The sequence below is a fragment of the Streptomyces sp. NPDC048481 genome (assembly GCF_043200075.1).
GTDB lineage: Bacteria > Actinomycetota > Actinomycetes > Streptomycetales > Streptomycetaceae > Streptomyces.
On sequence record NZ_JBICXC010000011.1, the window covers coordinates 1 to 22777 of the forward strand.

Annotated in this window: 20 protein-coding genes and 1 pseudogene; 15 read left to right on the forward strand and 6 right to left on the reverse strand. The window is 75.7% G+C overall.

Annotated elements, in window-relative coordinates; all coding sequences use genetic code 11:
- From ACGFSH_RS27660 to ACGFSH_RS27670, 3 genes and pseudogenes are all read right to left on the reverse strand, one after another.
- Window positions 1-613, reverse strand: a pseudogene (locus ACGFSH_RS27660) (phosphatase); the annotation flags it as partial.
- A gap of 218 nt (window positions 614-831) precedes the next feature.
- A complete protein-coding gene (locus ACGFSH_RS27665; protein ID WP_393353300.1) occupies window positions 832-1704 on the reverse strand; it encodes an SDR family oxidoreductase in 873 nt (290 codons plus the stop codon).
- A gap of 47 nt (window positions 1705-1751) precedes the next feature.
- Entirely contained in the window at window positions 1752-2435 is a 684-nt protein-coding gene (locus ACGFSH_RS27670) for a HemK2/MTQ2 family protein methyltransferase (protein ID WP_393353302.1), read from the reverse strand.
- Window positions 2436-2622: 187 nt separating this feature from the next.
- Here ACGFSH_RS27670 and ACGFSH_RS27675 point away from each other — a divergent pair, with 187 nt between their 5' ends.
- The gene (locus ACGFSH_RS27675) at window positions 2623-3093 is read left to right on the forward strand and encodes a DUF6098 family protein (RefSeq protein WP_393353303.1); all 471 of its coding nucleotides are present in this window, start codon (window positions 2623-2625) and stop codon (window positions 3091-3093) included.
- A gap of 123 nt (window positions 3094-3216) precedes the next feature.
- Here ACGFSH_RS27675 and ACGFSH_RS27680 read toward each other — a convergent pair whose 3' ends face one another.
- From ACGFSH_RS27680 to ACGFSH_RS27690, 3 genes are all read right to left on the reverse strand, one after another.
- A complete protein-coding gene (locus ACGFSH_RS27680; RefSeq protein ID WP_393353305.1) occupies window positions 3217-3708 on the reverse strand; it encodes a hypothetical protein in 492 nt (163 codons plus the stop codon).
- Window positions 3705-6224: a molybdopterin oxidoreductase family protein gene (locus ACGFSH_RS27685; RefSeq protein WP_393353307.1), complete on the reverse strand. Its 2520-nt coding sequence runs from the start codon at window positions 6222-6224 to the stop codon at window positions 3705-3707. Before ACGFSH_RS27685 ends, ACGFSH_RS27680 begins: the two co-directional genes overlap by 4 nt.
- A gap of 251 nt (window positions 6225-6475) precedes the next feature.
- Window positions 6476-7732, reverse strand: coding sequence for an MFS transporter (locus ACGFSH_RS27690; protein WP_393353308.1), 1257 nt, complete (start codon window positions 7730-7732; stop codon window positions 6476-6478).
- A 547-nt stretch (window positions 7733-8279) separates the two neighbouring features.
- Between ACGFSH_RS27690 and ACGFSH_RS27695 the strand changes: the two genes are divergently transcribed.
- From ACGFSH_RS27695 to ACGFSH_RS27760, 14 genes are all read left to right on the forward strand, one after another.
- A complete protein-coding gene (locus ACGFSH_RS27695; protein WP_393353309.1) occupies window positions 8280-9284 on the forward strand; it encodes an NAD-dependent epimerase/dehydratase family protein in 1005 nt (334 codons plus the stop codon).
- A 29-nt stretch (window positions 9285-9313) separates the two neighbouring features.
- On the forward strand, window positions 9314-10948 hold the full coding sequence (locus ACGFSH_RS27700; protein ID WP_393353311.1) for a carbamoyltransferase: 1635 nt from the start codon (window positions 9314-9316) through the stop codon (window positions 10946-10948).
- Window positions 10945-12000 carry a glycosyltransferase family 2 protein gene (locus ACGFSH_RS27705; protein WP_393353312.1) on the forward strand — a complete coding sequence of 352 codons (1056 nt, stop codon included), beginning with the start codon at window positions 10945-10947 and terminating at the stop codon, window positions 11998-12000. The genes ACGFSH_RS27700 and ACGFSH_RS27705 overlap by 4 nt, the downstream gene beginning before the upstream one ends.
- On the forward strand, window positions 11997-12581 hold the full coding sequence (locus ACGFSH_RS27710) for a D-glycero-alpha-D-manno-heptose-1,7-bisphosphate 7-phosphatase (protein WP_393353314.1): 585 nt from the start codon (window positions 11997-11999) through the stop codon (window positions 12579-12581). Before ACGFSH_RS27705 ends, ACGFSH_RS27710 begins: the two co-directional genes overlap by 4 nt.
- Window positions 12578-13585, forward strand: a complete 1008-nt coding sequence (locus ACGFSH_RS27715) for a glycosyltransferase family 9 protein (RefSeq protein WP_393353316.1) — start codon at window positions 12578-12580, stop codon at window positions 13583-13585. The genes ACGFSH_RS27710 and ACGFSH_RS27715 overlap by 4 nt, the downstream gene beginning before the upstream one ends.
- Window positions 13582-14544, forward strand: a complete 963-nt coding sequence (locus tag ACGFSH_RS27720) for a glycosyltransferase (RefSeq protein WP_393353317.1) — start codon at window positions 13582-13584, stop codon at window positions 14542-14544. Before ACGFSH_RS27715 ends, ACGFSH_RS27720 begins: the two co-directional genes overlap by 4 nt.
- Window positions 14541-15776, forward strand: a complete 1236-nt coding sequence (locus tag ACGFSH_RS27725; RefSeq protein ID WP_393353319.1) for a glycosyltransferase — start codon at window positions 14541-14543, stop codon at window positions 15774-15776. Before ACGFSH_RS27720 ends, ACGFSH_RS27725 begins: the two co-directional genes overlap by 4 nt.
- On the forward strand, window positions 15773-16372 hold the full coding sequence (locus tag ACGFSH_RS27730; RefSeq protein ID WP_393353321.1) for an SIS domain-containing protein: 600 nt from the start codon (window positions 15773-15775) through the stop codon (window positions 16370-16372). Before ACGFSH_RS27725 ends, ACGFSH_RS27730 begins: the two co-directional genes overlap by 4 nt.
- A complete protein-coding gene (rfaE2, locus tag ACGFSH_RS27735; RefSeq protein ID WP_393353322.1) occupies window positions 16369-17787 on the forward strand; it encodes a D-glycero-beta-D-manno-heptose 1-phosphate adenylyltransferase in 1419 nt (472 codons plus the stop codon). Before ACGFSH_RS27730 ends, rfaE2 begins: the two co-directional genes overlap by 4 nt.
- A complete protein-coding gene (locus ACGFSH_RS27740) occupies window positions 17784-18788 on the forward strand; it encodes a glycosyltransferase family 9 protein (protein WP_393353323.1) in 1005 nt (334 codons plus the stop codon). Before rfaE2 ends, ACGFSH_RS27740 begins: the two co-directional genes overlap by 4 nt.
- Before the next feature lie 108 nt (window positions 18789-18896).
- Entirely contained in the window at window positions 18897-20948 is a 2052-nt protein-coding gene (locus ACGFSH_RS27745) for a SpoIIE family protein phosphatase (RefSeq protein WP_393353324.1), read from the forward strand.
- A gap of 90 nt (window positions 20949-21038) precedes the next feature.
- Entirely contained in the window at window positions 21039-21395 is a 357-nt protein-coding gene (locus ACGFSH_RS27750) for a PRC-barrel domain-containing protein (protein ID WP_393353325.1), read from the forward strand.
- Window positions 21396-21418: 23 nt separating this feature from the next.
- Window positions 21419-21592 carry a hypothetical protein gene (locus ACGFSH_RS27755; RefSeq protein ID WP_167467676.1) on the forward strand — a complete coding sequence of 58 codons (174 nt, stop codon included), beginning with the start codon at window positions 21419-21421 and terminating at the stop codon, window positions 21590-21592.
- A gap of 219 nt (window positions 21593-21811) precedes the next feature.
- Window positions 21812-22771, forward strand: a complete 960-nt coding sequence (locus ACGFSH_RS27760) for an alpha/beta hydrolase family protein (protein WP_393353326.1) — start codon at window positions 21812-21814, stop codon at window positions 22769-22771.
- Window positions 22772-22777 lie beyond the last annotated feature (6 nt).

The window sequence follows — 22777 nt, forward strand, 5'->3', positions numbered from 1 at the left end:
GTGCCTGGCCCCGCGCGCCGCGGCCGCGGGGCGGGCGCGGGGCGCGGGGGGGGGGGCCCCGCGCGGGCCCCCCGGGGGGGGGGGGCCGGGGGGGCCCCCCGCGGGGGGGGGCGCGGGGGCGGGCCCCGCCCACGGCCGGGCTGCGGCCGTGCGCGTCGGCGTCGTCCAGCAGCCGGGCCAGCCGCCCGCAGCTGGACGCGATGTTGCCCCTTTCCCGGGCGGTCATGTACGGCGGCCGGGAAGCCGGCCAGATCAGCAGCAGCGAGCCCCAGCGGCGGGCGCCCGTGACCGGCGCCGCGACCAGCGCCAGCGGGAAGGGCAGCACCATCGCGGTGCGCGGGTAGGAGCGGGCCATCTGCTCCTGGCTGCCCACCCACACCATCCGGTCCTCGCGGACCGCCTCGGCGACCGGCGCGGGAGCGGTCATGGAGACGTGCGTCCACGGCGCGGCGAACTCGGCCGGCGCCCCGCACAGCAGGGTGAGGCGCAGCAGCCCCCCGCCGGGCTCGAGGAGGAACAGGGCGCCGATGGACGCGCCGGTGCGGCGCACCGTCTCCGCGAACTCGGCGTCCAGCTCGCCGTCGCCGACGGCCGGACCGGCCGCGCTGGTCACGAGGCACCTCCAGCTTCGGGAGGGGAGGTCCCGGGAGGACCGGGGCCGGCCCCGCGCTCCCCTCGGTGCGCGAACGGGCCCGCCGTGCGCGCCCGGTCCCCGCCCCTACCAGGACGCTACGCCCGCGGCAGGCGGTCGGCACGCCCGTCCGGTACGGGCGTCCGGGCGGGACGGGGCGCCGGGCGGCCTGTCTCGGCCGCCCGGCGGCCGTCGCCCTGTCACGGCAGCGGGGTGCCGCCGGTGGCGTTGAGGATCTCCGCCGTGATGAAGCTCGCCCGCGAGGAGGCGAGGAAGACGTAGGCGGGCGCCATCTCGGCCGGCTGAGCGGGGCGCCCCAGCGGGGACTGCTTGCCGAACTCGGAGGTGTCCGGCATCGTCGCCGGGATGAGCGGCGTCCACACCGGGCCCGGCGCGACCGCGTTGACCCTGATGCCGTCCTCGGCCACCATCTGCGCGAGCCCCTGGGTGAACGTCACGATGGCTCCCTTGGTCATCGCGTAGTCCAGCAGGTGCGGGCTGGGCTTGTAGGCCTGCACCGACGTGGTGTTGATGATCGAGCCGCCGGCGGGGATGTGCGGCAGCGCCATCTTGCACAGCCAGAACATGCCGTACAGATTCGTCCGTACGACGCGGTCGAACTGCTCCGTCGAGATGGCGCCGATGCCGTCGGGCTGCGACATCTGGTAGGCGGCGTTGTTGACGAGGACGTCGATGCGCCCGAACTCCTCCACGGCGCGGTCCACCAGCGCCCGGCACTCGTCCTCCGAGCGGATGTCGCAGGCCACGGCGACGGCCCGGCGGCCCGCCCCCTCGACCAGGGCGGCGGTCTCCCGCGCGTCCTTCTCCTCCTCGGGGAGGTGGGTGAACAGCACGTCGGCGCCCTCCCGGGCGAAGGCGAGCGCCACCGCCCGGCCGATGCCGGAGTCGCCGCCGGTCACGACCGCTTTGTGGTCGCGCAGCAGTCCACTGCCCTCGTAGGACTCCTCGCCGTGGTCGGGCGGCGGGTCCATGGGGCCGGTCCAGCCGGGATGCTCCTGCTCCTGGTCCGGGAAGTCGGGGCGGGGATGCTTGCTGGTGGGGTCCTCGGTCACGTCTGTTCCCTCCTCGGTTCTCGGTCCTCGGTCACGGGGTCGCCCGCTCAGGCACGTTCGGCGCGGACGACGACCAGTTCCTCGCTGTCCTCGCCACCGTCCAGCAGGCCCTGCTGGACGAGCCACCGCTGCCGGGAGCGCAGCACGGGCCCGTAGGGCACGGCGGCCCGGTCGGTGACCGTGGCGGTCAGCCCCGCGTCGGCCAGTCGTTCCAGGGTGGCGTCGGTGCCGCACAGGCCGGAGTGGACGAGCAGCAGAGCGCCCCCGGGGTTCAGGACCGAGGGCGCCTCCGCGCAGATCCGGTCGATGAACGCGCGGCCGTCCCGGCCCGCGTCCCACGCGCGGGCGATGCCTCGCCGCGGCAGCGTCACGTCGGGCGACGGCACGTACGGCGGATTGCTCACCACGAGGTCGTACGAGCGGCCCGGCACGGCGGACGTGAGGTCGCCGCGGCGAAAGCGGACCCGCTGGCCGGCCATCAGGGCGTTGATCCGCGCGGTCAGCACGGCGAGACGTGAGATGTCGACCGCGGTCACCCGTGCGCCGAGCCGCGCGGCCTGCACGGCGAGGGCTCCCGAGCCCGTCCCCAGGTCCAGCACCTCGGTGGCCGCGCCGATGTTCTCGCGGGACAGGGCGCGGGTCAGCAGCCTGGTGTCCCACTGAGGGGCGTACACGCCCGGCGGGGTGAACGCCGGAACCCCGGGCTGAGGCGCCCATGCATCCGCCGTCATCGCACTCTCCGTTCCGCAGGGCGCCCTCATGACGGGGCGCGTTATTCCGACACACTGGGTGCCCAGGCACAGGCTCTCCACACACGTCTCTCTCGTCCCACCAGGCGATCGGGGGTGAGGAACGGCGCGTGCGGGGGACCTGGTGACAGCACGCACCACCACCGAGCGAACGAGGACGACCGCACCCATGCCCGGCGCCCCATCGATGTCCGTCTACACCTCACTGGACGAGCTGACCGAGCTGGTCACCGTCCGGCGCGGACTGTATGTGCGCTGGTCGCTGGGTCCCGCACGCGACCTGGCCGCGGAGTCCAGCACGGACGAGCTGACCGGCGTGCCGATGCCCGGCCTGTCCGCGAGCCCGCTGGACGTCGAGGAGTGGTGGGGCGACCGGCCCGCCCGCGTGTGGGTGGCCCGGCGGCTGTACGACTATTCGCACCTGCCGCAGATCAAGGACTCCCGGACCCGTCCCTGGGTGCTGACGGCGCGCGAGACCGGCCGCGGGCCCGACAACGAGCCGCTGGTGGTCGACGTCCGGCCGCTGGGCTGGATCGACCGGCGGGTGATCGCGGAGGCGGACCGGGTCATCCACGGGCAGCGCGGCGCATGGGGGCCGATGAGCCGCGAGGGCGTCGCCGGGCGGCGGCCGCCGCGGTGACGGCCGCGACGACGGCCGGGCGGTGCGATCAGGCGCGTGTCACCCCGCGATGAGCGACCCCCGGGGGATGACCCCGAAGGGTGACCAGCGGGAGGTGTATCCGGGCCCCCAGTACGCCTGCCCTCACAGGCTCGTGAGGATCTGCGGGGCGAGGTTCTTGATCATGGTGTTGGTCCAGCGCATCTGGCGCAGGGTCTGCGGGTGGCACTGCGAGACGAGAGCCAGCAGTTTCGCGTCCCGGCCCGCTCGGGCGGCCTGCGCGAGCATCTCCCAGTGCAGGGAGTTCTCCGCCGCGCCGAGGTGCAGCTCCCGCAGGTCGCGCAGGAGCAGCAGGCCGGGTTCGGGCCGGTGGGCCATGGCCTCGGCCGCCTTCTCGCGCAGGGCGGACAGGACGCCGGCCGTGGACGCCCCGGAAGAGCCGCCGAGATGGATCCCCCGGCCGTCGGCGGCCTCGGACAGTCGGGCGACGTGCTCGCGCGACCAGCCGGCGAGGTCGTTGGCGACATGGTGGATCTCGTGCTCGGTGCGATGGCGTTCGGCCGCCGCGGTGAGCTGCCCGGCGAGGTGCTTCTCGCCGTGGTGCAGGGTGCGCAGGGTGAGGTTGACGCCGTTCACCGGTTGCCCCTTTCACTGGTGCCGGGCGCGATGTCGGCCGTCTCCGTGGCCAGGGCGGCCGCGCCGCCGACCGTGGGCGGCGCCGCGTCGGCGCGGACGGGGGCCGAGGCCGTGGTGGTCGGGGCGGGCGCGGTGCGTCCGCCGGCGCGCTCGACCAGGCGCAGTGAGGCGGCGGCGGTCTTGAACAGGGGCTGTTTGGAGGCCGGGTCCCAGTCGGTGACGGTCGTCTCGTTGGCCGCGCGCCCCGGTTGCCCGGCGCTCGGGCCCTCGCCGGCCGCGGTGTCCCAGTATCCGTAGTGGAAGGGCACGAACAGCAGGCCGGGCCGGATGCCCGTCACGCGCAGCCGGCCGCGCAGGGCGCCGCGAGGGGTGCCGACCTCGACCAGGTCCCCTTCGGCCAGTCCGAGGTCGTCCGCGTCGGCGGCGGACGCCTCCACCCACACGTCGGGGGCGGCCGCGTTCAGCTGGGGCGCCCGGCCCGTCTTGGTGCGCGTGTGGAAGTGGTAGAGGGTGCGGCCGGTGGTCAGCTGGAAGGGGTGGTCCGCGTCGGGCGTCTCGTGCGGGGGCCGGTAGGCGGCCGCCCTGATCACGGCCTTTCCGTCCGGGTTGAGGGAGCGGTACTCGACGGGCTCGTCCGAGGCACCGGTCTCCAGGTCCTTGCCGTAGCTCTCGCAGACGTCGGGGTGCGCCCAGGTGATGCCGTCGGTGTAGAGGCGGGGCGTGCCGTCGGGGGCGTGGTCGTTGCACGGCCACTGCACGCCGCTCGCGTCGCGCAGCTTGTCGTAGGTGATGCCGGTGTAGTCGCACGGCCGGCCGGCGCTGCAGCGTTTCCACGCCTCGAAGGCGGACTCCGGGTCGTGCCAGGTGATCAGCGGGCCGTCGTCCTTGTCGCGGAAGTCCATGCGGGCGGCGTAGTCGAGGAAGACGTCCAGGTCCGGGCGGGCCTCGCCGGGCGGTTCGACGGCCTTGTCGGACAGGTGCACGGTGCGGTCGGCGTTGGTGGAGGTGCCGGTCTTCTCGCCCCAGGTGGCGGCGGGCAGCACCACGTCGGCGAGCTGGGCGGTCTCGGTGCGGAACAGGTCCTGCACGACCACGAAGAGGCGCTCCTGCCGCAGGATCGAGCGGATCCGGGACAGCTCGGGCAGCGACACCGCGGGGTTGGTGCCGCTGATCCAGAGCATGCGGATCGAGCCCTGTTCGGCGTAGCGGAAGATCTGCATCGCGTGGGTCGGCGGGGCGTAGTGCGGGATGGTGTCGGGCTCGACGTTCCACACGTCGGCCAGGTCGGCGACGTGGCTGTCGTTCTGCCAGTTGCGGAATCCCGGCAGGTCGCCGTCGGCGCCGCATTCGCGGGTGTTCTGCGCGGTGGGCTGGCCGTTCATCTGGAGCACGTCGGCGCCGGGCCGCCCCAGCATGCCGCGGACCAGGTGCAGGTTGTTGACCTGTACGGCGGCCGCGGTGGCCTGGTGGGACTGGTAGACGCCCTGGAGGACCGTGGAGACCAGCCGGTCGGCCGTACCCAGGATCTCGGCGGCCTCGGCGATGCGGGCGGCGGGCACGTCGCAGACGGCGGCGGCCCACTCGGGGGTGCACTCCTTCACGCGGGACGCGAGTTCCTCGAAGCCGACCGTGTGGGCCTCGATGTAGTCGTGGTCGACCCGGTCGGTGCGGATGATCTCGTGCAGGAGCGCGTTGAGCAGGGCCACGTTGGTTCCGGCGCGCGGGGCGAGGTGCACGGCCGCGTGCACGGCCACGCGGGTGGGGCGCGGGTCGACGCAGATCAGCCGGGGCGGGTCGCCGCCCTCCAGGCGGTCGAGCAGCCGCATCCACTGCACGGGCTGCGTCTCGGCGATGTTGTGCCCGAAGAGCGCGATCACGTCGGCGTGGTCGAAGTCGTCGTAGCAGCCGGGCTGGCCGTCGCAGCCGAAGGACTCCTTCAGCGCCTCGCCGGCGGTCGCGGTGCACAGGCGGGTGTTGCCGTCCAGGTGGTTGGTGCCGATGCCCGCCCGGGCCAGGACCGCCAGTGTGTAGTACTCCTCCAGGAACAGCTGACCGGAGGTGTAGAAGCCGATCGAGCCGGGTCCGCGTTCCTCCAGCAGCTCGCGCGAGCGGGTCACGATCCGGTTCATCGCGGTGTCCCAGTCGCACTCCACCAGGCGGCCGCCCTCGCGGATCAGCGGCCTGGTCAACCGGTCCCGCGACGCGTTGGCCTGCCAGCCGAACAGGTCCTTGGGGCCGAGCCGGCCGCGGTTGACGCGGTCGTCCGCGCGGCCGCGCACGCCCACCATGCGGCCGTCCACGACGGCGACGTCCATGGCGTCGCCGTCGGAGTGCAGGATCGAGGCGGCCTGGACCCACCGCTGCACCTGGTCCGGTGCGACGCCCGCTTCGAGATGGGTGTCCACGCGCGGGGGCCAGGAGCGGTGGCGGTCATAGGGGGTGCGTCCGCCCCACGGGTTCTCGATCCGGTCGACCGAGGCGAGCGTTGCGGGCTGTTCCCTGCGGGCTTCGTCCATCCCAGCCTCCTGGTGCCGCCGACGACGCCCTGCGCGTCGACCGTCCCCCGGTACCCCTCGAACCGATCACGTAACACCGCCCCGGGCGGCGGGGGCCGCGGATTCCGTCAGCACGGGCGAGGCGGACCGGGCTACCGCCGCGGCACCCGGACCGGCGTCCGTGCCGGTGTCCGTGCCGGTGTCCGTGCCGGTGTCCGTGCCGGTGTCCGTGCCGGTGTCCGTGCCGGTGTCCGTGCCGGTGTCCGTGCCGGTCAGGCGGCCGTGTCCAGCGCCTCGCGGCCGGCGCGCTCCGCCGGCCCGAACGGCAGCGTCACCGGGGGCGGGGTGCGCCGGGCGTGGACGGCGAGTGCCGCGGTGATCGCCACGGCGGCGAGCAGTCCGCCGCCCACGAGCGCGCCGCGGGCTCCGGCGACCTCCATGAGCAGCCCCAGCACGGGCGGGCCCGCCAGGCCCCACACGGTGCCGATGGCGCTCCACACGCCCAGGACCCGCCCGCGCAGGTGCGGCGGCGGGTCGGTCTGCAGGACGGTCGCCCCGGCCGTCTCGGACACGGACTCGGCCACCGCCATGGGCAGGACGAGCACGAGCAGGACGGCCAGCGAGGGCGACAGTCCGGCCACCGCCTGGAGAGCCGCGCCCACGGCCGCCAGCACGCCGACCAGTCGTACGGAGGGCCGCCGCAGCCGGGCGCCCAGCACGGCGCCCACGATCCCGCCGACGGCCAGGACCGTGGAGACGGCGCCGAACGAGCCCGCGCCGAGCGCGAGCGGCCCGGTGACCAGCACGGCGAGGGTCAGGCCGTAGTTCCGGCCGAGGACGGCGCTGACGCCCGCGATGCCCGCGAGGGCCACCAGCCGGGGCCGGCGGGCGAAGAACACGAGCCCCTCGCGCACGGTCATCTCCGGCCGGGCCGGCCCGTGTCCCCGCTCGGCGGCGGGCCCGACTTCGTGCGCGGCCGGCCGGTGCGCGGGACGCAGGAAGGGGATCACCGAGGCGACGAAGAGGAACGACAGTCCGTTGGCGGCGTAGGCGGCGCCGCTGCCCAGCAGTCCGACGGTCACCCCGGCCAGCGCGGTCCCGAGGAGCCGGCCCGCGTTGTGGACCAGTGCGCCCACGCCGATCGCGGAGGGGAGGTCCGCAACGGGCACGAGGTCGTTGCCGAGCAGGGCGCAGGCCGGCGCGTCGACGGTGGCGATCGTGCCGGTGACGGCGGCCAGCACCAGCAGGGCCGTCATGTCGATCCGGTCCAGCGCCACCAGCAGGGCCGTCGTGAAGGCGACCGCGCCGAGCAGGAGCTGGCTGACGGCCGCCGTGACCCGGCGGGGCAGCCGGTCGACCGCCGCGCCGCCCGCCACGCCCGCCAGCAGCGCGGGCGCGGCCTGGACGGACATGGACAGGCCGGTGGCGGCGGCGGAGCCGGTCACCTGGAGGACGAGCAGGTTCTGCACGGTGAGCTGCATCCAGGTGCCGGTGTTCGACACGAGGTTGGCCAGCGACCACCAGCGCATGCCGCGGTGTCGCAGGGACCGCCACGGCGAGCGCGACGGGGACGCGGCGGAGGGGGGAACGGGGCGGGGGGCGCGGGACACAGGCATACCAGAGGGCGAGACGGCGGGCGGGGAGCCGGCGGAACCGAGGAACGCCGGCGGCACTGCGCGGCCGCTCCACCTTGTCGGTCACGGCGCGGACCATCGTGGCAGACGGCTTCCGTGAGGCGTTGCGCGTACCGCTCCGCCGACAGGGCTTCCCGGCGGCAAGTCGTGGGGGCTCCGGGGCAGTTGCCGTCGCCCGTGCGGTTGCTCACACGGCCGCCCACCGGGGCCGCGGCCCGCCCGGGGAACCCGCGGGGACGAATACGGACGAACTGGCATCAACGTGTGAAACGTACTCGCCCGGGAACCCGGCCCATCGCCGCCGGGGGACGGCGGCGCGGGAACGCGGACGGGCCTGCCGGGCCCGTGACGCCCACCCGCTCCCCACCCGCGTGCGCCCCACCGCGGCGCACCGGTTCCCCGGCCTCGTCAGGCTCTTTCCGTTTGCGGCCGAAGGATGCTCATGACCCGACCGCGTCGCAAGAACCCCTGTGCCCCGTGGCGTCGTGCCGTGGTGACCGGCGGAGCCGGGTTCCTCGGCAGCCACCTGTGCGAGCGCCTGCTGGATTCGGGCGTCGAAGTCGACTGCGTGGACAACCTGCTCTCCGGCTCGCGTGGCAACGTCGCCCATCTGGTCGCCCGCCCCGGCTTCCGGTTCGTCGAGCACGACGTCTGCGCACCCGACTGCGCCGACGCGCTGCCCGGGCCCTACGACCTCGTCCTGCACTTCGCGTGCTGCGCGTCCCCTGCCGACTACCTGAGGCTGCCGCTGGAGACGCTGGACGCGGGCAGCCTCGGCACCCGTGCCCTGCTGGCCCTGGCGGAACGGGACGGCGCCCGGTTCCTGCTGGCGTCCACGTCCGAGGTGTACGGCGATCCGCTCGTCCATCCACAGCGCGAGGACTACTGGGGCAACGTCAACCCGGTGGGCCCGCGCAGTGTGTACGACGAGTCCAAACGGTTCGCGGAGGCGCTGGTCACCGCCCATGCGCGGGCCCTGGGAGCCGATGCGGGCATCGTGCGCCTGTTCAACACCTACGGGCCGCGCATGCGGGCCCACGACGGGCGGGCCGTGCCCACCTTCGTCTGCCAGGCGCTGGCCGGTGAACCGCTCACCGTCGCGGGCGACGGCAGCCAGACCCGGTCCTTGTGCTACGTGGACGACACCGTGGACGGCATCCTGCTGGTCGCCGCGAGCCGCTCGGTGCGTCCCGTCAACATCGGCGGCACGGACGAGGTCACCGTCGCCGACATCGCCCGCAGGGTCCTGGAGCTGACCGGCTCGTCGTCGTCCGTCGAGTTCGTGGCGCGGCCCGCCGACGATCCGCAGCGGCGCCGCCCGGACACCCGGCTGGCCCGCGAACTGCTGGGCTGGACGCCGCAGGTGCCCTGGGAGGAAGGGATCAAGCAGACGATCGCCTACTTCGCGGCGGCCCGGCCGGCGCCCGACCCGCTCTCCCGGCACTGACCGGACGACGCCGACCACGGAGGCACCGTATGCGCGTCCTGGGAATCAACGCCCTCTTCCACGACCCGGCCGCCGCGCTGGTCCAGGACGGGCGGATCATGGCCGCGGCCGAGGAGGAGCGGTTCAGCCGCCGCAAGCACGGCAAGCGGCCCGTCCCCTTCTCCGCCTGGGAGCTGCCCGAGCAGTCCGCCCGCTGGTGTCTGCGACAGGCCGGCCTCACCCCCGCCGACCTGGACGCCGTCGCCTACTCCTACGACCCCGCACTCGCGTCCCCGGCCGAGCGGCTGGGCCTGGACGACCCCTGGGACGGGCTGCGCCAGGAGTACGCGCGCAGGGCCCCGGAATTCCTCGCCGAAGCCCTCCCGGGCCTGGACCCGGCCAAGGTCCGCTTCGTCGCCCACCATGTCGCGCATGCCGCGTCGGCCGGGCAGGCGTCCCCGTATCCGGACTGCGCGGTCCTCGTGCTGGACGGGCGCGGCGAATGCGGCTCCCACCTGGCCGGCCGGTACGCGAACCGCGAGCTGACCGTGCTCGCCGCCCAGCGGCTGCCGCACTCCCTGGGCCTGTTCTACGAGGACCTCACCCAGCACCTTGGCTTTCTGCGCAGCAGCGACGAGTTCAAGGTGATGGCCCTGGCGTCGTACGGCGTCCCGCGACTGGCCGGGCGGCTGCGCGAGCACGTCGGCGCGGACGGCCTGGGCGGGTTCCGGGCCGGGACCGTGCCCTGGGCGTCGCTGGTCCCGCCGCGCGCTCCGGGCACGCCCTGGACGCAGGAGCACGCCGACGCGGCCGCCAGTGCCCAGGCCTGTCTGGAGGAGGTCCTGCTCGACCTGGCACGGTGGCTGCACGAGCACACCGGCGAGGACGTGCTCACCCTGGCCGGCGGGGTGGCCCTCAACTGCGTGGCCAACTCCCGTCTGCACCGGGACGGGCCCTTCCGGCAGATCTGGGTGCAGCCGGCCGCGGGCGACGCGGGCACCGCGCTCGGCGCCGCCCTGCACGTGGCCGCCGCCAAGGAGACGGTGGAGGCCATGCCGACCGCCGCCCTGGGGCGCGGCTGGAGCGACGGCGAGCTGCGCGAGTGGCTGGAGCGGGCCGCCGTCCCCTACGAGGAGCCCGCGGACATCGCCGAGACCGTGGCCGAGGAGCTGGCCGCCGACGGGGTCGTGGCCTGGTTCCAGGGGCGCAGCGAGTACGGCCCGCGGGCCCTTGGCCACCGTTCGCTGCTGGCCCACCCGGGCCGGGCGGAGAACCTGGAGCGGCTCAACGCCGTCAAGGGGCGGGAGGAGTTCCGTCCGGTGGCCCCCATGGTCCTGGCGGAACGCGCCGGGGAGCTCTTCGACGGGCCGCTGCCGAGCCCGTACATGCTGTTCGTGCACGAGGTGGCCGCACAGTGGCGGGAGCGGATCCCGGCGGTCGTGCACGTCGACGGGACGGCGCGGATCCAGACGGTGGACCGGGCTCGTGAGCCGCTGGTGGCGCGGATGATCGAGGGCTTCGAACGGCGGACCGGGCTGCCCGTCGTCGTCAACACGAGCCTCAACACCGCGGGCCGGCCCATGGTGGACGACCCCCGGGACGCGCTGGAGTGCTTCGGGTCCGCTCCTGTGGACCTGCTGGCCCTCGGGCCGTTCGCGGTGCGCAGGAAGCGGGTGTTCGCATGACGTCCCCGACCCCCTCCCCGGCCCCCTCCGCGTCCCCGCGTTCCGGCGGCCGCGCCGGGATCGCGTACAGCGTGGTCGTCCCCACCGTCGGGCGGCCCTGCCTTGCCGGCTGTCTGCGCGCGCTCGCCGCGGCCGGCGGGCCGCCGCCCGAGGAGATCGTCGTCGTGGACGACCGCCCCGACCCCGTCGGCGGCCTCCCCCTGGAGGCGGCCGCGACACTGCGCTCGCGGGTGCGCGTCCTGCGCTGCGGCGGGCGGGGCCCGGCCGCCGCCCGCAATATCGGCTGGCGCGCGGTCGCCACGCCGTGGACCGTCTTCCTCGACGACGACGTCCAGGTGCTCCCCGACTGGGCGCGGCTGCTGGCCGGCGACCTCGCCGCGGCCGGGCCCGCCACCGGCGGGATCCAGGGCAGGCTGACCGTCCCGCTGCCCGGTGACCGCAGACCCACCGACTGGGAGCGCGGCACGGCCGGACTCGAGCACGCCGCCTGGGCCACCGCCGACATGGCCTACCGCACCTCGGCGCTGGCCCGGGTGGGGGGTTTCGACGAGCGGTTCCGCCGGGCCTTCCGGGAGGACGCCGACCTGGCGCTGCGGGTGCGCGACGCGGGCTGGCGGCTGCGCGTGGGCCGGCGTACCACCCGCCATCCGGTGCGGCCCGCCGACCGCTGGGCGTCGGTGCGGGCGCAGCGCGGCAACGCCGACGACGTCCTGATGACGCGGCTGCACGGCCGCGACTGGTGGACGCGCGCCGAGGCGCCCCGCGGCCGCTTCCGCCGCCACGCGCTCGTCACCGCCGCCGGGCTCGCGGCGGTCTGCTGCGCACTGACGGGCCGGCGCCGCCGCGCGCTGGCCGCCGGCGGACTGTGGGCGCTGGGCACCGCGGAATTCGCCCTGGCCCGTGTCCGGCCCGGTCCGCGCACCCTCGACGAGACGGCCACCATGCTCGCCACCAGCGTGGTCATCCCGCCGCTCGCGGTCCGCCACCGGATCGCCGGTCTGGTCCGGCACCGCCGGGCCGGCCGGGTCCGCCCGCCGCGGAGCGCGTCGTGACCCGGCTCGCGGCCGTCCTCTTCGACCGCGACGGCACGCTCCTGGAGGACGTCCCCTACAACGGCGACCCCGACCTGGTGCGGCCGGTGCCCGGCGCCCGCCATGCCCTGGACCTGCTGCGCGCCGCCGGCGTCGCCACGGCGGTGGTCAGCAACCAGTCGGGCGTCGGCCGGGGGCTGCTCACGCACGCGCAGGTGCGCCGCGTCAACGAGCGGGCGGACGTCCTGCTCGGCGGCCTCGGCGCCTGGCTGTACTGCCCGCACGCGCCCGAGGCGGGGTGCGGGTGCCGCAAGCCCCGGCCGGGGCTGGTGGTCGAGGCAGCGGGGCGGCTGGGGGTGGCGCCCGGGGACTGCGCGGTGATCGGCGACATCGGCGCCGATGTGCTCGCCGCGCGGGCGGCGGGCGCGCGGGCCGTGCTGGTGCCGACCGCGGCGACCCGCCCGGAGGAGGTCGAGGCGGCGCCCCGCACGGCGCCCGACCTGCTCACGGCCGTCCGGGCGCTCCTGGCCGAGGAGGCGCCGGACGGACGGGCCGCGAGCGTCGGGGGCGGCGGCCCGCGGGGAACGGAGGCCGGCGGATGAGATCCCTGGTCGTGCGTCTGGACAGCTTCGGCGATGTGCTCCTCGCCGGGCCCGCCGTCCGCGCGGTCGCCGCCCGCAGCTCCCGGGTGACGCTGCTGTGCGGCCCGCTCGGCGCGCCGGCCGCCCGGTTGCTGCCCGGCGTCGACGAGGTGCTGGAGTGGGCGGCGCCCTGGGAGGGCTTCGACCCGCCCTCCGTGGCGCGCGCGGACGTCGAGGGCCTGGTGCGGCGACTGCGCGCGGCCGCGTTCGACTGCGCGCTCGTCCTGACCTCCTTCCACCAGAGCCCGCTGCCCGCCGCCCTGCTGCTGCGGCTGGCGGGCGTCGCGCGCATCGGCGCCGACAGCGCCGACCACCCGGGCAGCCTGCTCGACGTGCGCCACCGCAGGCTGCCCGGCCGTCACGAGGCCGAGGCCGCGCTCGACACCGCCGCCGCCCTGGGCTTCCCCCCGCCGCCCGGCGACGACGGCCGGCTGCGGGTGCTCCCGCCGCCCGACACGGTGGCGCTGACCGGGAACGGCCCCTATGTGGTGCTCCATCCGGGCGCGAGCGCGCCGTCGCGGGCCTGGGGCCCCGAACGCTGCGAGCGGGCCGTGGAGTCGCTGGGCGACGAGGGGTACCGGGTCGTGGTCACCGGGGGTCCCGGCGAGGCGGACCTGACCCGGCTGGTGAGCGGCGACACGGCCGTGGACCTGGGCGGCAGGACGACGCCGCGCACGCTGGCGGGCGTGCTGCGCTCGGCGGACGCCGTGGTGTGCGGCAACACCGGCCCGGCCCATCTGGCCGCGGCCGTCGGCACCCCCGTCGTCTCCCTCTTCTCGCCCGTCGTCCCGGCGGAGCGGTGGGCCCCGTACGGGGTGCCGAGCGTGCTCCTGGGCGAGCAGGACGCCCCGTGCGCGGGCAGTCGCGCCCTGCGCTGTCCCGTGCCCGGTCACCCGTGCCTGGACGCGATCACGGCCCAGGACGTGGTGAGCGCGGTCCGCAAACTGATCGAGGAGAGCCCATGAACGTGCTGGTCTGGCATGTGCACGGATCCTGGCTGACGTCGTTCGTCCAGGGGCCGCACGACTTCCTGGTGCCGGTGACGCCCGAGCGCGGGCCGGACGGTCTCGGACGGGCCAGGACCTGGCAGTGGCCGGCCGGCGTACGGGAGTTCGGCCCGCGGCAGCTGCGCGGGGCGGACATCGACCTGATGGTGCTGCAACGACCGCACGAACTCGCGCTGGCCCGGCGCTGGACGGGGCGCCGGCCCGGGGTCGACGTGCCCGCGGTGTACGTCGAGCACAACTGCCCGCACGAGTCGGCGGTGGACACCCGGCACCCGCTCGCCGACCGCACCGACATCCCCGTCGTCCACGTCACCCACTTCAACCGGCTGATGTGGGACAACGGCCGTGCGCCCACCGAGGTGATCGAGCACGGCGTCATCGACCCCGGCCCGCTGTGGACCGGCGAGGAGCCCCGTGCGGCGGTCGTCGTCAACGAGCCCGTCCGACGCGGCCGGACGACCGGCACGGACCTGCTGGCGCGGTTCGCGCACACGGTCCCGCTGGACGTCTTCGGCATGCGTGCCGAGGGACTCGCCGGCCATCTGGGCCTGTCCCCCGCCCTGTGCCGCAGCCGCGACCTGCCCCAGAGCGAGCTGCATCCGGCGATGGCGCGCTGCCGCCTGTATCTGCACCCGGTGCGCTGGACGTCGCTCGGCCTGTCCCTGCTGGAGGCCATGTTCCTGGGGATGCCCGTGGTGGCCCTGGACACCACCGAGGTGCGCGAGGCCGTGCCGGACGGCGCCGGGGTCGTCTCCAACCGCCTCGACGTGCTGGAGGACGCCGTCCGCCGCTTCCTCGCGGACCGCGAACTCGCCCGGCGGACGGGCGAGGCCGCCCGCGCCGCCGTGCAGGCCCGTTACGGAGAACGCCGTTTCCGGGACGACTGGGAACGCCTGATCAAGGAGGTCACCCGATGAGCACCAGCCGTCCCTCGGCCGGCCGCGTCGCCATGGTCTCCGAGCACGCCAGTCCGCTGGCCGAGCTCGGCGGCCCGGACGCGGGCGGTCAGAACGTGTACGTGGCCCAACTGGCGGGCCGGCTGGCCCGGCGCGGCCACGACGTCGTCGTCTACACCCGGCGGGACGCCCCCGGGCTGCCCGAACGGGTCGTCACCGATGCGGGCGTGAAGGTCGTGCACGTGCCCGCCGGGCCGGCCGCGCCCATCCCCAAGGACGAACTCCTGCCGTACATGGGCGAGTTCGGGTCCTGGCTGGGCCGCCAGTGGGCGATGGAGCCGCCGGACGTGGTGCACGCCCACTTCTGGATGTCCGGCCTCGCGGCCGTCGCCGGAGCCCGCGCGGCGGGCGTGCCCGTGGTGCAGACCTACCACGCGCTGGGCACCGTGAAGAGGCGCTACCAGGGGTCCGCCGACACCAGCCCGCGCGAGCGGATCGCGATCGAGAAGGCCGTGGGCCACGAGTGCGCGGCGATCATCGCCACCTGCGCGGACGAGGTCGCCGAACTCGTCGCGATGGGGCTGCCGCGCGAGCGCCTCCACGTCGTGCCGTGCGGTGTGGACCCCGAGCAGTTCAAGCCGGTCGCCGGAGCCCGCAGGACCGCGGCCGCGCCCCGCCGGCTGGTCACCGTCGGCCGGCTCGTGCCGCGCAAGGGCTTCGACCGCGCGATCCGCGCCCTCGCCGACGTCCCCGACGCCGAGCTCCTCGTCGCCGGCGGGCCGGAACCGGCCCTGCTGGGCGCCGAGCCGGAGGCTGAACGGCTGTGGGCCGTGGCCGAGGAGTGCGGGGTCGCCGACCGCGTGCGGCTGCTGGGCGGGGTGAGCCCGGCGGACATGCCCCGCCTGATGTCCGGCGCGGACCTCCTGCTCTCCGTGCCGCGCTACGAGCCGTTCGGCATCGTCCCGGTGGAGGCCATGGCGTGCTGCGCACCCGTGCTGGCGACCGCCGTCGGCGGACAGCTGGACACCGTCGTGCACGACGTGACCGGCCGGCTGGTGCCGCCCGACGACGGCCACGACCTGGGCGCGAGCGTCCGCGAGATGCTCGGCGACCCGGCCCGGCTCGCCCGCTACGGCGGCGCCGGCCGGCGCCGGGTCCTCGCCCACTACACCTGGGACCGGGTCGCCGACGGCGTGAGCCGCGTCTACGGAGCCGTGTCCGCCGTCCCCGCACTCTCGGGAGCCCTCCGATGAAGACCGCCACCGACGTCGCCCACTGCGACGACCTGATGAAGGCCCTCGAAGGCTTCCGCGGCTACGCGGCCCCGGTGCTCGATCGCTGGGGCACCTGCCTCGCCGTCCGGCTGACGGCGGGCTGCCGCCTCCTGGTCGCAGGCAACGGCGGCAGCGCGGCGCAGGCCCAGCACCTGAGCGCCGAACTCGTCGGCCGCTACCGCGACGACCGGCCTCCGTTCTCCGCGCTCGCCCTGCACGCCGACACCTCCGCCACCACGGCCATCGCCAACGACTACGGCGTGCAGGAGATGTTCGCCCGGCAGGTCTGCGCCCACGGCCGGGCCGGGGACGTGCTCATGCTGATGTCGACCAGCGGGGCCAGCGCCAACCTGCTGGTCGCCGCGAAGGAGGCGCACCGCGTCGGGATGACCGTGTGGGCGCTGACCGGCCCCGCGCCCAACCCCCTGGAGAGCACCGCCGACGAACGCCTGTGCGTGGACGCTGCGACGTCGGCCACCGTGCAGGAACTCCACCTCGTGGCCGTGCACATGCTGTGCGAGGCCTTCGACAGGACCGTCGAACGGGGCGGCCGAGCGGGCGAGGACGCGCCGTGAGCGCCCCGGCCCCGCTGCTCGTGGTCGGCGACGCGCTGCTCGACCACGACCTGTGCGGACGGGCCGAGCGCCTCGCCCCCGACGCGCCCGTTCCGGTGGTCAGCGACGGCCGGCGCACCAGCCGGCCGGGCGGCGCCGCGCTCGCGGCGTGCCTGGCCGCGCGCGACGGACGGCCCGTCACCCTCGTCACCGCGCTGGGCGACGACGAGAGCAGCGCCTGTCTGGCGGGGCTGCTCGCGGACCGGGTGCGCCTGGTGCGGCTGCCTCTGTCGGGCGCGCTGTCCAGCAAGACCCGCGTCTTCGCCGAGGGCAGGCCGTTGCTGCGCCTGGACGACGGCGACGGCCGGACGCGGGCGGCCACGGACGAGGCGTGGAAGGCGCTGGAGGGGGCAGGGGCGGTGCTCGTGGCCGACTACGGGCGGGGCGCCGCCGATGTGCTGCGCGAGGCGCTGACCGCGACGGCCGCACGGGCTCCGGTGGTCTGGGATCCGCATCCGCGCGGCGGCCCGCCGGTGCCCGGCGTACGGCTGGCCACGCCGTCGGCTGCGGAGGCGCGCTCGTTCGCCGGCCGGCTCGCCGACGGCCCCGCGGCGGGCGATCCCAACCCGCTGCACGGTGCGGCGCGGGACGCGGACGCGCTGGTGCGGGCCTGGCGGGCGGCCTCCGTGGCGGTCACGCTGGGCGGGCGCGGGGCCCTGCTGTCGCACGGCGGGACGCCTCTGCTGATGCCGTCGCCGGTGACGGCGCAGGGGGACGCCTGCGGGGCCGGCGACCGGTTCGCGGCGACCGCCGCCGGGCGGCTCGCCGACGGCGTGCTCACCGAGACCGCGGTGCGCGACGCCGTGCAGGCGGCCACCCGGTACGTCGCCGAGGGCGGTGTCCGCGCGCTGTGGACCGAGGACGGGCCCCCGGCCGGACCGGCCGGCGACGACGCGGCGGGCCTGGTGGACCGGGTCCGCGCGGCGGGCGGCACGGTCGTCGCCGCGGGCGGTTGCTTCGACCTGCTGCACGCCGGTCATGTGGCGCTGCTGGAGGCGGCCCGCCGGGCAGGCGACTGCCTGGTCGTGTGCGTCAACTCGGACGCGTCCGTGCGCCGCCGCAAGGGCGACGGGCGGCCCCTGGTCCCGCTGGCGGACCGGGTCCGGGTACTGGCGGCGCTGGAGTGCGTCGACGCGGTCGCCGTGTTCGACGAGGACACCCCCGAACGGCTCCTGGGCGAGCTGCGCCCGCACATCTGGGCCAAGGGCGGCGACTACGCCGCGAGCCGGCTGCCGGAGGCGGCGCTCGTGGAGAGCTGGGGCGGCCAGGTCGTCCTCTTCCCCTACCTGGACGGCCGCTCCACCACCGGCATCGCCCGGCGGGCCGCGTCGGGCCCGCGTCCGGCGCGGCCCCTGACGGGACGGCGACGCGGGTGACCGGCCCGGCGGCGCGGCCGCGGGTGCTGGTGCTGCGCGCGCTGGGGCTGGGCGATCTGCTGGCCGGGGTCCCCGCCCTGCGGGGCGTGCGGCGGGCCTTCCCCGGGCACCGGGTGGTGCTGGCGCTGCCGGCCGCGCTCGGCGAGGCCGCGCTGGCCACGGGCGCCGTGGACGACGTCCTGCCGGCCGAGGCCCCGCACCGCGCGGTGCCGTCGCTGACGGGATGGCCGGGTCCGCCGCCGGAGGTGGCGGTCGACCTGCACGGCAACGGGCCCGCGAGCCGAGACGCGCTCGCCGCGCTGAGCCCGCGCCGCCTGCTCGCGTTCACCGGTCCCGACCCGCCTCCCGACCGGCCCTGCGTGTGGCGCCGCGACGAGCACGAGCGGGTGCGCTGGTGCCGGTTCCTCGCGGCGTACGGCATCCCCGCCGACCCGGACGACGTGCGCCTGCCCGAGCCGGCCGCCGCCTCCCCCGCGCCGGGGGCCGTCGTCGTGCACCCGGGGGCGGAGGCCGCGTCGCGGCGCTGGCCCGCCGGGCGTTACGCCGACCTCGTGCGGCGGCTGCGGTCGCGAGGGCACCGGGTCGTGCTGACGGGCGGCCCCGGGGAGGACGCGCTGGTCCGCGAGGTCGCCCGCGGCTCCGCGACGCCGTCCGGAGACGTGCTGTCCGGCGGGCTGCCGTTCGCGCGCCTGTCTGCGCTCGTCGCCCGGGCCGACCTGCTGGTCAGCGGCGACACCGGGCTCGCGCATCTCGCGGTGGCGCACGCGACGCCGTCCGTCACCCTGTTCGGCCCCGTGTCACCCCGCCTGTGGGGCCCGCCGCCGCTCGCCCGGCACATCGCCCTGTGGCGGCCCGGCCCGCCGGGCGACCCGCACGGCGACCGCCCCGACCCCCGGCTGATGCGCATCGGCGTCGAGGAGGCGACCGAGGCCGCCCTCACCCTGCTCGCGGCCCGTCATCTGCCGCCGGACCGGGCCGGACCCCGTGACGCGGCGACGTGACGCACCCGTGCTCTCCTCGCGGCGCCGGGCGGAACACCGTCGGAACCCATTCTTCCGGATATGGTGTTTTCGTGTGCAATCCTGCCCGCCCACTGGGGAGGTCAAGCGATGGGCGCTCCTCACCGGGCGGACCAGGCGGTCGAACAGCCCTCGGACGCGGTCGGATACGCCGACGTGCTGCGCGAGCTGCTCCCGATCGCGTTGTGGCGGGAGGACGCGCACGGACGCATCGTCGAATGGTCGCTGGCCGCACAGGACCTGCTCGGCTTCCGGCCGCAGGACGTGCTCGGCCGTCCGGCTTCCGGCCTGCTGGTCCCGGAGGGCAATCACGAGCTGGCCGATCAGCTCACCCACCGGGTCCAGGCCGGGGAGACCGTCGTGGGCACCCTGTCGGTGCGCCATCGCGACGGCCATCCGGTCACCATGGAGACCTGGATCGTGCCGGCCGCCGACGCCCAGGGACGGCCCGGCGCCCTGCTGATCGCGGTGGAGACCTCCGAGGTCCTGCGCATGCGCGATTCGCTGGCGGCCCTGGAGAGTCTGTTCAGCCAGTCGCCCATCGGCCTGGCCACCCTCGGCACCGACCTGCGGTTCCTGCGCGTCAACGACGCGCTCGCCCGGATGAACGGGGTCTCCCCCGCCGAGCACCTCGGAAGGCGGCTGACGGAGGTCGTGCCCGGGGTCAACGCCGTGGCGCTGGAGAAGACCATGCAGGACGTGCTGGACAGCGGCAGGGCCGTCGTCGACGTCCGCCGCACCGGCCGCACCCCCTCCGACCCCGACCGGGAACGGACCTGGTCCTGCTCCTACGCCCCGCTGGTCGACGGCAGCGGCCGGACCCTGGGCGTGATCGCGTCCCTCATCGACATCACGGAGCGCCAGCGGGCCGAGCACGACGCCGAGCGCGCCCGGCGCCGCTTCGCCCTGCTCGCGGAGGCCGGCACCCGCATCGGGACGACGCTGGACCTGTGGCAGACCTGCGAGGAGATCGTGCGGATGCTGGTGCCCCAGCTCGCCGACTCCGCCGACGTGCAGCTCCTCGACGACGTGATGAGCCCCGACGAGTCCACGGAGGCCACGCGCGGGGTCATCCGCCGGATGGCCGCCCTCTTCCCCGACCCGGCCGCCCCCACGGCGCGGCTGGTCCCGGGGATGACGTCCCGGCTGGAGCGCGGCTCGCTCTACGAACGCGTCATCGCCGACGGGCGGCCGACCGACCTGTACCGGTCCGACGTCCCGGCGCTGGTCCCCGACCCCCGCGCCGAGGAACTGCGCGCCTACCTCATGGGGCTCGGCTCGGCGCGGCTGATCCCGCTGGTAGCCCGCGGCAAGGCGCTCGGCGCGGTCGTGGTGACGCGGGTGCGCAGCCGTGAGCCCTTCGACGAGCAGGACTGCGTGCTGATCGACGAGCTGGCGGCGCGCGCGGCCCTCAACATCGACAACGCGCTCATGTACACCCGCCAGCGTGCGGCCGCCCTGACCCTCCAGCGCAGTCTGACCAACAGCGCGCTGCCCGCCGTCCCCGGCCTCGAACTGACGGGACGCTACCTGCCGGCCAGCGAACACGACGTCGGCGGCGACTGGTTCGACGTCATCGCGCTGCCCGAGGAGCGCACCGGACTCGTCATCGGGGACGTCATGGGGCACGGGATCCACGCGGCGGCGATCATGGGTCAGCTGCGTGCGGCCGTGCGCACCCTGGCCCGGCTCGGCATCGACCCCGCCGACATGCTCCGCTCGCTGGACGACCTCGTCGCCGACATGGGCGAGGACCAGCTGGCGACCTGCGTCTACGCCGTCCACGATCCCGCCTCCGGCGGATGTCTCGTGGCGAGGGCCGGTCATCCCCCGCCGGCCGTGGCGTCGCCCGACGGCACGATCACCTTCCTCGACGGCTCGCCGGGCACTCCGCTGGGGACCGGAGGACGGGAGTTCGGGACCGAGGAGGTCCCGCTGCCGCCGGGCGGGCTGCTCGTCCTCTACACCGACGGGCTGATCGAGACCCGGGGCGCGGACCTCGACCAGAGGCTGGCCCGGCTGGCGGCGGCCCTGCGCCGCCCCGGCCGGTCGCTGAGGGCGCTCTGCGACGACGTCCTCGCGCACATGCTGCCCGTTCCGGCCCAGGACGACGTCGCCGTGCTGCTGGCCCGGCCGCAGTGAGCGCGGCCGGGGCCGCCGGACGGGCGCACGAGGGCGGCGCACGGGCATCGCGGACGGCAACCCGGGTACCCGGACGTGCGGGAGGTCCTCATGTTCGAAGCCGGTGACATCCGTGAATGGCGTGGTCACGACGTCGTCGATCCGCAGGGGCACAGGATCGGCGCGCTGGAGTCGGTCTACGTGGACACCGGGACGGACTGCCCCTCCTTCGCCACGGTGACCGTCGGACTGCCCACCCGGCGCCGCCTGGTGTTCGTGCCCCTCACGGGCGCGACGGTCGGTCCGGGCTATCTGCGGGTCGTCCACGACAAGAACGCCGTCAAGAAGGCCCCGGCGATCGACGTCGACGGCGAACTGCCCGCCGAGGACGAACCGAAGGTGTTCGCGCACTACGCGCTGGACTACATGCCGGGCGCCGGCGGCGAACGACGCCTCGCCCGTCGCTGACGACGAGACCGCCGGGAGAGCCGATGAGCCTGTTCCTGTTCCTGATCCTCGCCGCCCTCGTCCTGGGCATCATCGGATTCGCGGCCCACGGGCTGTTCTACCTGCTGATCATCGGTGCGCTGGTGCTGCTGGCGGATCTGGTCTACGCCGCCGTCCGGTTCCGGCGCGGCGGCCGCAGGCACCGCCTGACCCGCTGAATCCGCCGCCGCCCTGCGTTTCCGGGTCCCTGCGCCTCCGTGCCGCGGGCACACCTGTGGCCCCGCACGTTGACGAAACGGAACAGCGTTCCGTACATTAAACGGAGCGACGTTCCGCTTCGGCTCGCGCCGGGCCGGACGGTCGCTCCTGCCCGCCACCCGCGCGCGCCGACCGACCGGTCCGGCGGCCGGGGAGGCCATCGAAGGGACACCAGCACCATGAGCCAACCGGCTTACCCCAGGGACGACTCCGGCCCGCGCACCGCCGTGCTGTCGGTCGGCCCGGTCACGCTGCCGGTCCCCGGCCGGCCCGTGGACCTCCAGCTGCGGATCACCGCGCCCGTCACCGGGGACGACCTGCCCGTCGTCCTCCTCTCGCACGGCCAGGGGTTCTCCCACCACCTCTCCTCGCTCGACGGGTACGCCCCGCTCGCCCACTTCTGGGCGGCGCACGGCTTCGCCGTCGTCCAGCCCACCCACCTCAGCTCCACCAGGCTGAACCTGCCCCCCGGCACCCCCGGCGCCCCTCTGTTCTGGCGCTCGCGGGCCGAGGACATGCGGCACGTCCTCGACCGGCTCGACGCGATCGAGGCCGCCGTCCCGCAGCTTCCCGGACGCCTGGACCGCGACCGGGTGGCGGTGGCCGGCCACTCGATGGGCGGGCACACCGCGAGCCTGCTGCTCGGCGCCCGTCTCACCGACCCCGAGGACGGCGCCGTGGTGGACCTGGCCGACCCGCGCGTCAAGGCGGGCGTCCTGCTCGCCGCGCCCGGCCGGGGCGGCGACGCCGTCACCGAGACGGTGACGCGGAACTACCCCTTCCTCGGGACCACGGACTTCTCGGCCATGACGACGCCGGCGCTGGTCGTCGCGGGCGATGAGGACGACTCGCCCCATCTGACCGTCGCCGGCCCGGACTGGCACGCCGACCCCTACCGGCTCGCCCCCGGCCCCAAGACCCTGCTCACGCTCTTCGGCGCCGAGCACGGCCTCGGCGGCGTGTCCGGGTACGACGTCGCCGAGACGACCGACGACAGCCCTGAACGGGTCGCCGCCGTCCAGCGCCTGACCTGGGCCTACCTGCGCAGCCGGCTGTACCCGGGCGACCCGGCCTGGCAGTCGGCGCAGGACGCCCTGACCACCGGCCCGCACGCCCTCGGCCGGGTCGAGACCAAGTAGCGGCCG